At 37.1% G+C, this 15,449-nt stretch carries 15 protein-coding genes; 11 read left to right on the forward strand and 4 right to left on the reverse strand.

Translation table 11 applies throughout. The features are described from left to right. Nucleotides 1-34: 34 nt before the first annotated feature. From ACQ2HF_RS00500 to ACQ2HF_RS00515, 4 genes are all read right to left on the reverse strand, one after another. Nucleotides 35-406 carry a four helix bundle protein gene (locus ACQ2HF_RS00500; protein WP_432411553.1) on the reverse strand — a complete coding sequence of 124 codons (372 nt, stop codon included), beginning with the start codon at nt 404-406 and terminating at the stop codon, nt 35-37. Nucleotides 407-478: 72 nt separating this feature from the next. Then, complete coding sequence (ffh, locus tag ACQ2HF_RS00505) at nt 479-1,807, reverse strand: signal recognition particle protein (protein WP_432411554.1); 1,329 nt, start codon at nt 1,805-1,807, stop codon at nt 479-481. Between the two features lie 130 nt (nt 1,808-1,937). Next, the gene (locus tag ACQ2HF_RS00510; RefSeq protein ID WP_432411555.1) at nt 1,938-3,218 is read right to left on the reverse strand and encodes a DEAD/DEAH box helicase; all 1,281 of its coding nucleotides are present in this window, start codon (nt 3,216-3,218) and stop codon (nt 1,938-1,940) included. Nucleotides 3,219-3,441: 223 nt separating this feature from the next. Further along, complete coding sequence (locus ACQ2HF_RS00515; RefSeq protein WP_432411556.1) at nt 3,442-4,287, reverse strand: DUF4349 domain-containing protein; 846 nt, start codon at nt 4,285-4,287, stop codon at nt 3,442-3,444. A 134-nt stretch (nt 4,288-4,421) separates the two neighbouring features. Here ACQ2HF_RS00515 and ACQ2HF_RS00520 point away from each other — a divergent pair, with 134 nt between their 5' ends. The 11 genes from ACQ2HF_RS00520 to ACQ2HF_RS00570 all read left to right on the forward strand — a co-directional run bounded on the left by ACQ2HF_RS00520 (nt 4,422) and on the right by ACQ2HF_RS00570 (nt 15,410). After that, a complete protein-coding gene (locus ACQ2HF_RS00520; protein ID WP_432411557.1) occupies nt 4,422-5,324 on the forward strand; it encodes a hypothetical protein in 903 nt (300 codons plus the stop codon). Next, nucleotides 5,321-5,809, forward strand: a complete 489-nt coding sequence (locus tag ACQ2HF_RS00525) for a hypothetical protein (RefSeq protein WP_432411558.1) — start codon at nt 5,321-5,323, stop codon at nt 5,807-5,809. Before ACQ2HF_RS00520 ends, ACQ2HF_RS00525 begins: the two co-directional genes overlap by 4 nt. A gap of 68 nt (nt 5,810-5,877) precedes the next feature. Then, nucleotides 5,878-7,356, forward strand: coding sequence for a M28 family peptidase (locus ACQ2HF_RS00530; RefSeq protein WP_432411559.1), 1,479 nt, complete (start codon nt 5,878-5,880; stop codon nt 7,354-7,356). 59 nt (nt 7,357-7,415) lie between these two features. Further along, a complete protein-coding gene (locus ACQ2HF_RS00535) occupies nt 7,416-7,802 on the forward strand; it encodes a hypothetical protein (RefSeq protein WP_432411560.1) in 387 nt (128 codons plus the stop codon). Nucleotides 7,803-7,978: 176 nt separating this feature from the next. Further along, entirely contained in the window at nt 7,979-8,509 is a 531-nt protein-coding gene (locus tag ACQ2HF_RS00540; RefSeq protein WP_432411561.1) for a hypothetical protein, read from the forward strand. Between the two features lie 220 nt (nt 8,510-8,729). Then, nucleotides 8,730-9,443: a hypothetical protein gene (locus tag ACQ2HF_RS00545; protein ID WP_432411562.1), complete on the forward strand. Its 714-nt coding sequence runs from the start codon at nt 8,730-8,732 to the stop codon at nt 9,441-9,443. 32 nt (nt 9,444-9,475) lie between these two features. Further along, a complete protein-coding gene (locus ACQ2HF_RS00550) occupies nt 9,476-10,021 on the forward strand; it encodes a hypothetical protein (protein ID WP_432411563.1) in 546 nt (181 codons plus the stop codon). 75 nt (nt 10,022-10,096) lie between these two features. After that, complete coding sequence (locus tag ACQ2HF_RS00555) at nt 10,097-10,633, forward strand: hypothetical protein (protein WP_432411564.1); 537 nt, start codon at nt 10,097-10,099, stop codon at nt 10,631-10,633. A gap of 157 nt (nt 10,634-10,790) precedes the next feature. After that, nucleotides 10,791-12,641: a tetratricopeptide repeat-containing sensor histidine kinase gene (locus ACQ2HF_RS00560; RefSeq protein WP_432411565.1), complete on the forward strand. Its 1,851-nt coding sequence runs from the start codon at nt 10,791-10,793 to the stop codon at nt 12,639-12,641. A gap of 169 nt (nt 12,642-12,810) precedes the next feature. Further along, nucleotides 12,811-14,769, forward strand: coding sequence for a tetratricopeptide repeat-containing sensor histidine kinase (locus tag ACQ2HF_RS00565; RefSeq protein WP_432411566.1), 1,959 nt, complete (start codon nt 12,811-12,813; stop codon nt 14,767-14,769). Continuing rightward, a complete protein-coding gene (locus tag ACQ2HF_RS00570; RefSeq protein WP_432411567.1) occupies nt 14,766-15,410 on the forward strand; it encodes a response regulator in 645 nt (214 codons plus the stop codon). The genes ACQ2HF_RS00565 and ACQ2HF_RS00570 overlap by 4 nt, the downstream gene beginning before the upstream one ends. Nucleotides 15,411-15,449: the final 39 nt, after the last annotated feature.

Raw genomic sequence — 15,449 nt, forward strand, 5'->3', positions numbered from 1 at the left:
CAATTGGTATGCAGTAGCAGTGGCAGTGGCAGTTTTATTCTGTATGCACTCCAAATTTACCTGGATTGTTAATCATATAATTTATTAGTTTACCAACTTCTAAACTTTCATTGGTTAACGATGTAAATACTTCCTTATTTATATATTCACAAGCATGAGCAAATTGCAACCAAACTTGTGTTTCAGAATTCTCGGAATCGCTATCTGTAAGTTTACTTATGAAATGCCTTTCATATCTTCTTTTTCTATATGCTTCGGCAATGTTTGCACACACAGATCGCGAACTTCTTCTAATTTGATCAGTCAGAGAATATGTTTCTTCTTTCGGAAAAGATTTCGACAATTCTTGAATCTTCATCGATAAATCAAAGCCCTTTTTATATGCCAGAAGATTCTTAAATGCCATAAAAGAATAATTTATAAAATATTTTTTATACTGCAACTGCCACTGGTTACTGCCACTATAAAGCGCTCCGCGCTATTTCATCTTCCCCATCATTTGCATCATCTTTCGGCCTCCGCCGCCTTGCATCATCTTCATCATTTTGCTCATCTGGTCAAATTGTTTCATTAACTGGTTCACCTCTTGTACCGAAGTACCACTCCCCTTCGCTATTCTTTTCTTTCGGCTGCCGTTAATTACAGACGGAGAGCTTCTTTCTTCGGGAGTCATACTATGGATAATCGCTTCAATACCTTTAAAGGCATCATCGTCAATATCTACATCTTTTAGGGCTTTTCCGGCGCCAGGAATCATCCCGATCAAGTCCTTCATACTCCCCATTTTCTTTACTTGTTGAATCTGCTTGATAAAATCGTCAAAACCAAATTGATTTTTAGCGATCTTTTTCTGCAATTTTCTTGCTTCTTCTTCATCAAACTGCTCCTGGGCTCTTTCCACAAGAGAAACAACATCTCCCATCCCCAAAATACGGTCTGCCATACGAGCTGGGTGGAATACGTCTATCGCATCCATCTTCTCGCCGGTACCAATAAATTTAATGGGTTTGTTTACAACACTTTTAATTGAAATAGCGGCACCACCACGGGTATCACCATCTAATTTGGTTAAGACTACCCCGTCAAAATTAAGGATGTCGTTAAAGGCTTTTGCGGTGTTTACAGCATCCTGACCCGTCATAGAATCTACCACAAACAAGGTTTCGTCTGGAGTAATCGCTTTGTGTACGTTGGCGATTTCATCCATCATTTCTTTGTCTACAGCCAATCGACCTGCCGTATCGACAATTACCACATTGTGACCATGTTGTTTTGCGTATGCAATAGCGTTGGTAGCAATAGATACAGGATCCATATTACCTTCTTCGCTATACACCTCTACCTTTATCTGCTCACCCACTACGTGTAGCTGGTTAATTGCCGCCGGACGGTATACATCACAGGCAACGAGTAAAGGTTTCTTGGTCTTTTTTGTTTTAAGGAAATTGGCCAGTTTACCAGAAAAAGTAGTTTTACCACTACCCTGCAAACCAGACATTAAAATAACACTTGGCGAACTTTTAAGTGTAATACCAACGGTATCACCCCCCATTAACTGGGTAAGTTCGTCCTTTACAATTTTCACCATTAACTGCCCTGGTTGCAGGGTCGTTAATACATCTTGTCCTAGCGCTTTTTCCTTTACACGATTGGTAAATTCCTTGGCTGTTTTAAAGTTAACATCGGCATCCAGTAGGGCGCGGCGTACTTCTTTTAAAGTTTCGGCTACGTTTACTTCGGTAATGCTACCGTGCCCTTTTAATACGTGGAGGGCTTTATCTAGTTTATCGCTAAGATTATTGAACATGGTCTTTTGTCATTTTTAGGATTTCTCTATCGCGCAAACGCTTTAGAGAATTAAAGATGCAAAGATACAAATTGAAGGGCTTGTAGCAAAGTGAGCGAGTCACTATTCTAGCCCTGTCAACAACAATAAATTATCGGCTGTTTCTTCGTGAATTTCGGCGGTTCCCGCTGGCACTTTTAGAAGCATTTCCAGATGGTTTTTTACCTCTTGAACTCTGTCGCCCACGCTGATTGGCAGCTTTGTTTTCAGCTTTCTTATCTAAGACATCTTGTAGTTTTTCGGTTACTTCAAAGCCTTCGATTGTTTCCTGATCCAATCTTTCACCTAATAGTTTTTCAATACCACGAACGTATTCAAATTCGTCTACACTTACTATTGAAATTGCTTCCCCACTTGCTCCTGCCCTACCTGTTCTACCAATACGGTGTACATAGTCTTCAGGAATATTAGGAAGTTCGTAGTTAATTACGTGTGGCAATAAAGGGATGTCCAGGCCGCGAGCTGCAATATCGGTAGCTACCAAAACGCGGACATTTCCGCTTTTAAAATTTGCTAGAGCTTTTGTTCTTGCTCCCTGACTTTTATTTCCGTGAATAGCTGCGGAAGAAATTTTCGCTTTACTTAATTTTTCTGCCAATCGGTTGGCACCGTGTTTCGTTCTTGTAAAAATTAAAACTTGTTGCCAATCGCCTTCAGAAATAAGTTTTATAACCAAATCGGTTTTTTTGGCCTTATCGGTTTTGTAGACAATCTGGTCTACTTTTTCGGCAGTTGTATTTTCTGGAGCTGCTTCAACCATCACTGGATTATGAAGGAAACTACCCGCTAATTTTTTGATTTCTTTTGAAAAAGTGGCAGAAAATAATAAGTTCTGTCGTTTTGTAGGTAGCAACGCTAATATTTTATTGATATCGCGGGCAAAGCCCATATCCAGCATTCTATCGGCTTCGTCTAAAACCAAAAATTCTACATTCTTTAAACTGAAAACACCTTGGTTGTGTAAATCCAGTAATCTCCCTGGGGTAGCCACCAAAATATCTACGCCTTGACGTAAGGTTCTAATCTGCGGATTTGCATTCACCCCACCAAAAATTACGGTAGAACGTATGTCTACAAATTTTGAATAGGTTTTTACATCTTCCAGAACTTGTGCAGCCAATTCTCGGGTTGGTGTTAATACTAAGGCGCGAACTGGTCTTTTATGAAGTGGTGGTGTGGTTATTAATTTCTGTAACATTGGCAGTGTAAAACCTGCCGTTTTTCCCGTTCCTGTTTGTGCTGAAGCCAGCACATCTTTTCCTTCTAATATCCTTGGGATTGCTTTTTGTTGAATGGGTGTTGGGGTATCGTATCCTTTTTGGCTAATTGCTTTTAGCAGGGCGTCGGACAGCCCAAGATTTTTAAATGACATATAATGTGTTTCAGAGACAGGTGAAGTTTTTGTTTAGTCTCTTTATGAGGGACAAAGGTACGTTTAATTTATTTGAGTGAAATTGAGCTGAAAGGAGTTTGTTTAAAAAGTATTTAGCAGATCAAACTGAGTACAGTCGAAATTTATTAATTTGATAATTAAATTAGGATTCAACCTTGGTCTGGCACGAGCCCTTCAAAAGGCTCTACCAGACAGCGGCTTTTTATTTCTTCTTCATCTTACGTCTCAAAAACATAATAACCAACGTAATGATGATGAGTAGCGGCCAAATATGTAGTAGCCCAACTACAATCGCCTCTATCAATTCCCAACCAAAATTAAACCCGCTCCCAGCTTTGTCAAGAAACAATTTGGTGTAGCTTTCCGGCTCTTCCTTGTATTCCACGGTTTCGAACAAATCTACCTGCACCGTACTGTACGAAACCTTATTACTTAAGTATTTTAGTCTTCCTTGGGCAGCTTCAATTTCTTCTTGCAGGATTCTTAACTTTTCTTCGGTTGCTAGAATATCTTCCACAGTTTTGGCATTTTTCCGAAGTATGTCCTCGTAACGCTCTTTTACCTCCTGCTTGGTTGCTAATCGGCTTTCTAAGTCTAAGTATTCTTCAGTGACATCCTGAGTGGTGATGTTTTCAAATTCTGTAAAAATAGAAACACTGGCAATGCTATCTAACAACGCATCAAAATGTGTGTTGGGCACTTTAATGGTGAATCGGTTTTGTTTCTCGTAGCTATTGTTTTCAAACCGAAGGTCGCTTATATACCCATCGTACTTTTGCGCCATTTCCTTCACCTGCGCCGTGGCCTTTTTTACATCTTCTACCTTGTAACGAGCCGAAGCCGATTTAATAATTTTAAGCTGAACAGGCGTATTTGCAACCGTTCCTGTAGCTTCACTTCCGTCTACTGCCTGGTAGCTTTCGGTTATAGCTACAGTTTCCATGGCAAAGTCTTCTTTATAGGAAGCATTTTGACAACTCCCTACTACTAGTAAGCTAATACAAATTGCGATGAATTTAAAATTGAACTTTTTGCTAAGTGTCTTCATAATTTTATATTTTTAAAGATTATGAGACAAACCTACCGCATCCTTAAAAGAGGCTGCTGTAAAACCCTTGTAATGGCTTTGTAATCTATTTTACAATTTACAAAAAGCTATATTTCAACTATATACAAAACAAATTGACCGAAACCAATCTGCATCATTTCAATCTGCTAAAAGCAAAAGTTGCCGAAACTTTTCTGGAAGAGCACCATGCATCCAGGCATATTGGTGATTGGAAAGGCGAAGAAATTGTTGCTTTTCAGGAAGATCTCTTCAATAAAACAAAAGGGCGTATTTCAGAAAAATCGTTTTATACCTATTTTAAAAATAAACCTAAAAATCTACCCAGAATAGACGCTCTCAATTTGTTGAGTCAATATGGAGGGTATGATAACTGGCAGGATTTTAAAGGCGGCAATCTTGGTTTAGTAGAAGAAAAAGAAGACAAGAAGAAAAAGAACTTCCCACCAGTTTTATGGATAGCTATCATTGTTCCGATCCTTATCATACTTTTCATACAAACGATGGATAAAAACACCTTCACTTTTTGCATGGTAGATGAAGATAAAAATGAAGCCATTACTGAAACGGTAGATATTAAAATTTTACAACCTGACCAATCTCCTGTGTATCTTAAAACTGATGCTACTGGATGTTTTACGTATGAAACTGACGCAGAAAAAATCTCTTTTGTCGTACAATCGCCTTATCATAAGACCGATACTATTACCCGCAGTATCGATGGCAGCGAGAATAGCACTGTAAAATTAAGCGTGGACGATTATACCTTAATGCTGAAATACTACAGCACCGGAAACTTTAAAGATGTTGAAAAACGCCAGGAGCAACTGCAGAATCTCATTGCCAACAATGCGCAAATTTATCAGGTTTACCCCAATAACACCGGGATTGAATTATATTCTAAAACCGATTTTATCCAAAAGTTAACGCTCCCCACGAGTACCTTAAAAAATATTCAGATTTTGAATAAAACCTATGAAAACGGAAAACTAGTAAAACTTAAATTTTTAATAAAATGAAACAGCTAGTTTATATACTTTTTACGGTCCTTTTAATAGGTTGTGCCAACGTTTCCGAAGAAAAGTCCTTCGCCACCAGTGATACAGCCGAAACTGAATTGGATGAAGCCTCCTCAATTCCAATTGAGGAGGCCTTCTCCTACGCCACCATTACCGAACAAAAATTACAAGAATATTTTGATTTACTTGTCCTTAAAAACAAACACCCCGAATTGGCCGAAACAATTTCGGCGCAACTTAGGCAAATAACTACAGATTCAATTTTATTGTCCAGGGAACAAGATTCCGTTGCTGTAAAAAACCTTTCGGCATTGGGACCACTCGTTAAAATTAACGACACCCTTCAAGAACAGTCATTCTTATACACCATTGCTTCAAAAAATCTTTCTAAAACCGATACCCTCACAGCTCACATCATTACCAAGCCTATTAGGATTGATGGTATTGAAACCTTAGCTACTAAAGTGGTTTTCAGAAAAAATTAATGTTGCTGAAATTATTCAAAAACAAGCATTTCATATCGTATCTTTCAATCTTACTTAAAACCAAATTCATGAAATTAATTGTAGCCTTTATTTTTGCATTCGCTTTTAGCACCACGTTTGCACAAACCGAAAAAGAAAAAGTAGAAAGCACCGTCTCAAAATCTAAAATTGAAGGACATATCTATTTCCTTGCAGACGATTTACTTAAAGGTCGAGAAACCGGAACCCCAGAAAACAAAATTGCTGCAGCCTATTTGGCAAATACATTGAAAAGCTATGGCGTAAAAACGAATCCGAAAACAGGAACGTACTATCAACAAGTGCCACTCACAAAAAATACACCGCCAAAAGATATTTCACTCACAATTGGCGGGGAGGAAATTAAAAACAAAGTAGTTTTAAGCGCATCAACCATAGAGTATAACAGTCACGCTGTGTATGTAAATTATGGTCTAGAAGAAGATTACAAAGACCAAAATGTAACCGGAAAGATTGTTGTTGTAAAGGCAGGAAGTGACGCGGCAAAAGATGCTAGAGGTGCTTTTGGATTGATGCAAACTAAACGAGAAATTGCCAAGACCGCCGGTGCTATTGGATTAATAGAATTACTCAATAGTGAAGATCAAATGTGGGGATTTATCTCTCATAATTTTGATGCGCCAACGCTGGAATTGGGTGAAATGAAAGTAGAATTAACAAAAAATACAAATATTCCTCATATTTGGGTACAGGATAAAGAGCACACGTTGGCAACCAACATTAGCTCAAGAAGAGCACTGGGGGTCTCTTTAAAAATGGATGCCTCAAAAAAAGAACAAGTGCTGTCGCAAAATGTAATAGGTGTTGTAGAAGGCACAGACCCAACACTAAAAAACGAATACATAATTTACTCCGCTCATTATGACCACGTAGGTATTGGAACGGCAGACGAAACGGGAGATACTATTTACAATGGAGCCAGAGATAATGCTGTGGGTACAACAACCGTTTTAAGCATGGCCGAGAACTTGGCAAAATATCCAACCAAGCGCTCTGCCTTATTTATTCTATTTACGGGCGAAGAAAAAGGACTTTTAGGAAGCGAATATTATGTTCAAAACCCTGTGCTCCCCTTAAACCAAATGGTGTATTGCTTTAATAGTGATAACGCTGGATATAACGACACCTCAAAAGCAACTATTATTGGTTTGCCCAGAACTACGGCTGCAGAACACATTAAGAAAGCAGCAACTACTTTTGGACTTACTGCCATAGACGATCCCGCTCCTGAGCAAGGCTTGTTTGACCGTAGTGACAATGTTCATTTTGCAGCAAAAGGAATCCCTGCACCTACCTTTTCTATGGGTTTTAACTCTTTTGATGGGGAAGTGACCAAGTACTACCACCGCCCAGGCGACGAGGCAGACACTTTAGATTATGATTATTTGTTGAAATTTTTTAGAGCTTACGTACTAGCGAGTCGCTCTATTGCAAACGATGCTGTAACGCCTTTTTGGACAGCTGGAGACAAATATGAAGCTGCTGGAAAGACATTGTATAAAAAGTAATGAAAGCATCAAAATTCTTTTTTTGCTGTATTCTTTTTTCATTCATAGGATGTAGCTCCATGAAAAACAACAAAATGAGTGCTACTTGCCCAAATCCTATGGAAGCTAATGTTGAAACTATTACATATTTAGATCAAAATAATAATAGGTACCTCATTACTCAAGATTCCTTTCAATATTTTCCTATTACTGAAAAGGAAAGCTCTTCAGGTACTTATAATGGTGGTGATCCTGTTTCGAAAAAAATAAACATTACAAAGTTTTCGGAAATACAGAAAGCTGGAGAAGTCATGGTTAAAACATCATCGGTCTTAATCCGACGTATGACCACCTCGGCATTAACAATAAGAAGACCACAACTTACAGGAAGTTATATCCTTCAAAAAAGTAATGAGAGAAATTTGTTTGAATCCTTATTATTAGAGCTAAAGGGTGCTTCAGAATAATTTAAACACCTACAAAGTTGCCGTCGCTACCTTCTTGGAGGATGACTTCGTTTTCGGTTTCATCTTCAAAAAACACTTCTCACAGAATTCATACATTCTGCTTCGCTCCTAGTTTTCTTTGATACTTCATCCTTTATCTCAGCTTAGTTTTGTGATGTACTTTAAACCACCACATCATGAAAACTGTATTTCTTTTATTATTTTTCTTCAGTATAGCATTTAACATAGAAGCTCAGGAATGTAGCGAAGACATTAAACAAATTGAAGGGCTTTGGGAAAACCTAACCTTAGAAAATGCACTCAACGATCCAGAATCATTAACATCCAGTTTTGATTCAGCAAAAGAAAATCTAACCAATTCATTAGGCGGTCTTAGTCTTAAAGGAAATGCTCCCAAAATACTATCTACTAAAGGAAGGCCAAAAAATGGAACCCTAAAAAAGAATAAAAAGAAAACCTACGTTACCTATATGGCTCCTAAAGAAACCATGGAAATTATCCTACAAAGCACACAGAGCCTTGCAGGACTAGAAATAGTGGTTTGTGCCCACACCAAAGCAAATATGACCGAGAATCTGGACAGCTATACAATGCTTGCAGGTGATAGTTCTAAAAGTTTTACGCTTGAGAATGTAAAAGGAAAAATTCTAAGTATCTCTTTAAAAAATAGTGGAGAAAAAGCACAGTTTACTATTGCTGCAAAATAATTTCAAAAGCTTATAAAGTTATTTTTTAAGCACATCTCCAAGCCAAGAGTTGTGCTTTTTTTTATTGCATTAAGCACCTGTATTTCAATATACTATATGAATTAAGGGAACGCTAATAGAATTCATACATTTTCAATCTCTCACCGTTTTCTTTGATATTCAAGTAAGTATCTCGAGGTAGTTTAGCAGTATAAAAATTAACAATTAAAATTTCAAAATCATGAAAAATCACATCAACAACATTACAAAAATGATGCTGCTTGCCATCGCAATCCTAGCATTTGGATTTAGCAGTGCCGCACAATCCTGCAACGCTACACTTGCTTCACGTTCTGGAACCGTTATGGCGGCAGGGCCAGCGAAAATTGAATTCAGAGCTACCTCAAATTCAATAAATGTAGAAGTAAATAAAACTGGTGGTAAAGCAAAAACTACGGTAAATATTTACGCCAATGGTTCTTTTAAGGATCGTATGATCTTTGAAAACGGTCGGGACACACCCAGGATGAATAAAACTATCCCTGGAGTGAAAGGAAAAAATATTAAAGTTGAAATTGTAAACCAATCTGTGGGGAACAAATTTAAGTATAGTATGAAAGCTACCGGAAGTACCAGCAATCTGTCAAAAACTGGCACCGAAACTGGTACCATGGTTGGACAACAAAAGAAAACTATATACACCAACGCTTCTTGTACCAATAAAGCAAAAATTACCATTAAAAGAACATCTGGAAACGCTCGTGGTACGGTACGCGTTTGGAGAAAAAATGGAAATTCTTGGATAGAGTATTCTAGCGACACTTTTGAGGTAAGCCAACCGGGTAACCAAATGGTACTAAACGTTAACTCGGGTCAAGAACTAAAAATAGAATTGAAAAATATTTCAGTAGGGAACATGTTCCGCTATTCTATGGAAGCAGAAGTTAGAAACTAAAACATCAAAACCCTAATTATAAAACATACATCATGAAAAAATTAATCTTAGTATTTAGTATCGCATTATTCGCCTTCACTTTTACTGCGGGCGCACAGAACTGTAATCAAGGCGAAAAATTAGCTAAAGCAGCGTGGCAAAAATATGGCCCCTGGAAACCAAACATAACCCTCAATCCATTTAAAGCATCCATCAAACCTATAAAGAACACGTGGAACTGGATTGCCTCGAATGGTGGAGCAAATATTGGCCCACGGTATTTGGAGATAGATGGAAGTAAAGAAAATGGAAGTATTACGGGACAAACAAAAAGAACCTTTGTAACACACCCATCTTTTAATGATAACGTGAAGCTTACCATTAACAAATATGATGGAAAAGCCAAGACAGGTGTCGTGATTTGTGTTCAAGGTAAAGATGGGGTGACTACACAAAAGGAGTCCTACATATTCCCGAACGATAAAAATGGCAAAGTGAAAACCTTTAATCTTAGAAATGTAAAAGGAAAAATCATTATTGTTTCTATGAAAAACCAATCGGTTGGAAACAAGTTTAAATACCGTATCGACGCAGAATAATAAAACCAGTTTTCACTGTAAAGAGCTGTGATGGTATCGCAGCTCTTTTACAATAACTTTTAAAATCTATTAATTATGAAACATCTACTCACACTTTTACTTATAGCCCCTTTTTTTAGCATGATAGCACAACCTAAAGTAAATGAAATACAACCTGAACCCAATGGTGAAGTAAATTACACCGCAAACCTGAATGAAGGAATTATTCTTGACGATCTTTCCTGGGCCTGGAGCAGCCAAAATGCTTGTTTTCCTGAAACTCAAAAACAAAAATTTACAGGAAAGCACGTTTTCTTTACTGGAATTATTCCAAAATACAGCGAAATGGAAGTTACGGTAATCCCAAAAGATAAAAGTAAAAATTTTAGTATTTATGCCTACGAAATTGGTGTGGACAACATGCGTTTGGTTCCCAATCTTGAAAGATGCATTAGATGTGAAGCAGGTCACAAAATGGATCGTCCAGTCGTGGGTAAAACACAGGATCACACAAGAAAAGTCACAAATTTGGTTGCCATAAACAGACCTTATAGAGTTGTTATTGGGGTCACTGGAGCAGACGGTTTAAGTGAAGGTGATTTTACGCTACAAGTTTCTATGAAAACACGGTAGATCTCACTTAAAAATAAATACTTATCTTTTGTTTGTGAAAATGCGATCAAAATATATCTCCTTACTAGTTGGGTTGACATTCCTTTTTTTGTGTCAACCCAAATTTTTGTATGCTCAAAACTTCGGTAAAGAAAAAATAGATAAAATTCTGGGGACTTTGGAGAACAAATCTCAAAAGGACCTACGTCTTATATATTCTGATTTAGGGGATAGTTTGGTCTTAAAAAATAGTCCCGAAGAAGCTACAACTTTGTTTGAGTATGTATTTAAAAAAGATACTACGGCCTATGCCAAACTTATTATGTATGAAACCTATTCCAGAAACTTATCTAGAAGCGGCTTCTTGGATGAGGCTATCATTCTTAAACAAAAAGGTATAGAACTGGCCGAAGAATTTCAAGATGAAAAGCGTTTTATATTTTACCACTTTTCACTTGGCTATGCCTATGATCAAAAAAACCAGCCAGACCTTGCGCTACAGTATTTGAATAAAGTTGAAGAATTGGCTTTGAAAAAAGAAAATCAAGACATCTTGGCAAACTTCTACGATGCAAAATCTGCCGTATACAATTCCCTCAAAGAATATGACAAGCAGGAAATGTATCTTTTAAAAGTGTACAATCTTGTAAAAGACATGCCCAACCTACCTCAGAAACGATTTCACTTATATATGATTCTGGATTTTTACACTCAGGTAGACAAACCAGAACAGTTAGCAAAATTTACTCAAATACTTTCAGAACTTTACGAAGAGGCCCACGCTAATACCCCGGCAGGACATATGCCTATTGAGGCGCTGTTTAAGAAACGTATGAGTAAGGAAAATATACCGTTACTGGAAAAAACTATACAGATAAGCGATAGCCTACAGAGTATAAATTCCTATGTAGCAACAACCATAGCTCTGGCCAATATATATGATGCCAATGGTACCCCAGAAAAAGGAATACCCTATTTAAAAAGAGCAGTCTCCAAACTTAAAACAGTAGAAAAACCGTCTCACCTTATTGATATATACCTGACGCTTGCAAAAATGAGTGCGGCAACTACCAATTATAAAGAAGCTTACGATTATAAGATATTACAAGGTTCGTTACAGGACAGTGTGACTTCAGAAAAAATGAGACGCAACATTGCGGAGCTCGAAATTGAGTTTGAAACTGAAAAAAAAGAACGAAAAATTCTCTCACAACAATTAGAGTTAGAGAAACAAACCCGCCAAAAAAATCAGACTCGCTATGGGTTAATTGTTCTGGGTGTATTGGCTTTACTACTTTTCTTCTTTTTTAAATATAGACTTACATCGCAAAAAACTATTGCGCTACAAATGCAAGCGATTCAGCAACAAAAAATTACTGAACTTCAGCAAAAAAACAAATTACTTGCCCTTAATAGTATGATTGAAGGACAAGAAGCTGAGCGACTACGTATCGCAAAAGATCTTCATGATAGCTTAGGTGGTTTGCTAAGTACTGTAAAAGCACACTTTACGACTATTCAAAATGAATTTAAGCAAATTGAAAAAATGAATCTTGCCGATAAAACTACTAAACTCATAGATGAAGCCGTAATTGAAGTACGAAGAATTTCTCACAATATGATGCCACAAGCACTTAGTATTTCAGGTTTGAAAGGGGCTATTGAAGATCTGGGACTACAACTACAGCAAGAAGGGTACGAAACTAATGTAGAATTTGTAAACCTTCCCGAAAAAACAGAACCTACAAAAGAGGTAATGCTATACAGGTTGCTCCAAGAACTGCTTTCAAACATTCGCAAACACTCCAAAGCAAAACAAGTTACCATACAGTTAATAGGCTATGAAAATGAAGTAACCATTTTGGTAGAAGATGATGGTAGGGGCTTTAATTATAACGAACAAGTAGAAAATGGTGGTCTTGGACTTAAAAGTATTAATAGTCGTGTTCAATTTTTGGATGGCACTATAGATTGGTATTCGGTGATAGGTCGGGGCACTACGGTTATGATTAAAATACCAGTTGTATAATTTGTAGGAAATCACCCTCTATGAATTCATATAGATTTGCTTTATGGTTGAAAACATACACGTTTCTAAAAAAGACTCACGTAATTTCGGAATACCTAACCAAATTGCAAAGTATTCCGTGATATTCAACACTCGTAATCCGCTCTTACTTACTTATTTTATGCTGTGTATGCACACGTTTACATATAGCCAGGAACAGCCTATAAATCAGGAAAAGGTGGATTCCATTCTTCAGGTGGTTAGGGGTATGCCAAAAGAAATGGAAGCCATTAAAACCCTAACATCTAATGCCGGAAAAAATCGGTATATAAAATCTACTCGAAAACTTATAGATAAAGCTTTAACCATTTCTGAAGAAAAAAATGATGCGGAGATGCTGGCAAATTCGTACTATTCGTTAGGCAACTATTATTATTTCAATGCTCAATTAGACTCTGCTAATATATATTTGGATAAATCGCTCACCTACATTCCAGAAGACCAATTTCCTTTTATTCGTTCAGGAATTTTGGCCACCAAAGGAGGTATTGCCAGCCAGAATGACGCCGTTTCCCAGTCTATTCTCTATACAATGCAAGCGCGAGAAATCCTTGATAAAATTGACACCACAAAGCTAACTAAGGACCAAAAAACAAAGCGCAAAGGACAAAACTTCGTTCTCGCAAATTCGCTTGCCAATTTATATAACAAGACAGAAGATTTTGAAACCTCGCTCGTCTATTACAACATAGCAAACGAAGCTGCTCTAGAGATGGGTGATATGAAAGCGGCAGGAGTAATTACCAGCAATAAAGGTAATTTATTATTGAAGATGAGTCGTGAAGAAGAAGCCTTAGATGCTTTTAAAAAAGGTAAAGCTCTTAAACTAAAAGGAGGTGCTTCTCCCGTTTCAATAGCTTTTACAGAACTAAATTTAGGTACCGCATTTGTAAAACTGAATCAAGACGAAAAGGCAATGACAAGTTTGAATGAAGCGCTAGCAACATTTCAAGAACAAGGATATCAAACTGGAATTGCTGAAGCCTTACCAGAGCGTGGCATTCTTTATATTAAACAAGGAAAATACGATCTGGCCATTATAGATTGCGAACAAGCAAAAACGCTTATAGACGCCATTAAGGTGCCAGAACTTATGTCCAAGGCGTGTGAATGTTTGTACGATGCTTATAAACGAAACGGTAATTTTGAAAAAGCGCTATCCAATTTTGAGCTATACACCGTGGCAAGAGATTCGATTATTAACGAGAAAAATATTAAGTATCTCACGCAAATTGAAATGCAGTATGATTTCAACAAAAAACAAGAAGAGCAGGAAGAAATCCTTCAGAAGGAAAAAAGATTGAAACGAAATATCTTACTTGGCTTAGTCATATTGGCAATCTTTTCAATTGTTATTATTTTGTTTTTACGGAAACGGATGCAGTACAAAAACAAATTGGCTATGCAGACCGAAGCGCTTCAGCAACAAAAAATTACCGAACTACAACAAAAAAATAAATTACTTGCTATGAATAGTATGATTGAAGGGCAAGAAGCAGAACGATTACGCATTGCCAAAGATTTGCACGATAGCTTGGGCGGATTGTTAAGTACTGTAAAAGCCCATTTTACGACCATTCAAAAGGAAATTGAACAATTAAGTGAATTAAATCTTACCGAAAAAACCAATAATTTAATTGATGAAGCCTGTATAGAAGTACGTAGAATTTCTCATAATATGATGCCTCATGCACTGAGCCTTTCTGGTCTCCAGGGCGCCATTGAAGATGTTGCCACACATCTTAAAGAACAAGGGTATGGTGTGACCTTAGAAGTTACGAATCTTCCCGAAAATATTGAACCTACCAAGGAAGTAATGATTTATAGACTGGTACAAGAAATTACATCAAATATTAGGAAGCATGCCGAAGCAAAAAATATACTGATTCAGTTGGTAGGCCACCATCAGGAAATTAATTTGCTAGTGGAAGATGACGGCAAAGGTTTTATTTTTGAAGAAGCGGTTGCCAAAGGCGGTCTAGGTCTAAAAAGCATTAACAGTAGAGTTGCGTATCTTGACGGTTGCATAGATTGGGACACACAACCCAACAACGGAACCTCCTTAACCATTAATATCCCAACAAAATGATACATGTATTTATAGTAGACGATCACAAAATGGTAATAGATGGTATGCAATTACTGTTAAAAAATGAAACAGATATTACCGTAGTGGGGACGGCATTAAACGGAGAAGAAAGTATTGCAAAAATCCCTATGCAAAAAGTAGATGTAGTTTTACTAGATATTAACATGCCTGGAATAAACGGCATAGATACTTGTAAACAATTACTTAAAGACAACCCATGTTTAAAAATTGTTGCGGTAAGTATGCACAAAGAAAGCAGCTTAATAAAATTAATGCTAAATAGTGGCGCCAAAGGCTACGTATTAAAAAATGCAGGCCAAGACGAAGTAATTGATGCTATAAAAACTGTTTACAAAAACAAAATGTATTTGGATGATACGGTTAACGAAATTGTTTTAAACAGCGTTCTTAAAAACGGAAATGAAAAAATAACCAGTCCCTTCCCCACTTTGTCAAGACGCGAAAAAGATGTGTTACGACTTATTATGGACGAATGTACTACCCAGGAAATTGCAGACAAGCTCTTTATAAGTTTTGGAACCGTAGAAACCCACCGTAGAAATATGCTTATTAAAACCGGGGTAAGAAATACGGCAGGATTAGTACGCACTGCAATAGAGTATGATCTAACCAAACTATAGAATTTATGAAAAAAAATAGTCGTAGTATATTTTTTATCT

This window comes from Rasiella sp. SM2506, assembly GCF_050859505.1.
Classification (GTDB): Bacteria; Bacteroidota; Bacteroidia; order Flavobacteriales; family Flavobacteriaceae; genus Marinirhabdus.

What these genes read in the sequence shown, in the direction of transcription:
- ACQ2HF_RS00500 (WP_432411553.1), bottom strand. Translation starts at nt 406, where the DNA reads ATGGCATTTAAGAATCTTCTGGCATATAAAAAGGGCTTTGATTTATCG.
- ffh (WP_432411554.1), bottom strand. Translation starts at nt 1,807, where the DNA reads ATGTTCAATAATCTTAGCGATAAACTAGATAAAGCCCTCCACGTATTA.
- ACQ2HF_RS00510 (WP_432411555.1), bottom strand. Translation starts at nt 3,218, where the DNA reads ATGTCATTTAAAAATCTTGGGCTGTCCGACGCCCTGCTAAAAGCAATT.
- ACQ2HF_RS00515 (WP_432411556.1), bottom strand. Translation starts at nt 4,287, where the DNA reads ATGAAGACACTTAGCAAAAAGTTCAATTTTAAATTCATCGCAATTTGT.
- ACQ2HF_RS00525 (WP_432411558.1), top strand. Translation starts at nt 5,321, where the DNA reads ATGAAACAGCTAGTTTATATACTTTTTACGGTCCTTTTAATAGGTTGT.
- ACQ2HF_RS00530 (WP_432411559.1), top strand. Translation starts at nt 5,878, where the DNA reads ATGAAATTAATTGTAGCCTTTATTTTTGCATTCGCTTTTAGCACCACG.
- ACQ2HF_RS00535 (WP_432411560.1), top strand. Translation starts at nt 7,416, where the DNA reads ATGAAAAACAACAAAATGAGTGCTACTTGCCCAAATCCTATGGAAGCT.
- ACQ2HF_RS00540 (WP_432411561.1), top strand. Translation starts at nt 7,979, where the DNA reads ATGAAAACTGTATTTCTTTTATTATTTTTCTTCAGTATAGCATTTAAC.
- ACQ2HF_RS00545 (WP_432411562.1), top strand. Translation starts at nt 8,730, where the DNA reads ATGAAAAATCACATCAACAACATTACAAAAATGATGCTGCTTGCCATC.
- ACQ2HF_RS00550 (WP_432411563.1), top strand. Translation starts at nt 9,476, where the DNA reads ATGAAAAAATTAATCTTAGTATTTAGTATCGCATTATTCGCCTTCACT.
- ACQ2HF_RS00555 (WP_432411564.1), top strand. Translation starts at nt 10,097, where the DNA reads ATGAAACATCTACTCACACTTTTACTTATAGCCCCTTTTTTTAGCATG.
- ACQ2HF_RS00565 (WP_432411566.1), top strand. Translation starts at nt 12,811, where the DNA reads ATGCACACGTTTACATATAGCCAGGAACAGCCTATAAATCAGGAAAAG.
- ACQ2HF_RS00570 (WP_432411567.1), top strand. Translation starts at nt 14,766, where the DNA reads ATGATACATGTATTTATAGTAGACGATCACAAAATGGTAATAGATGGT.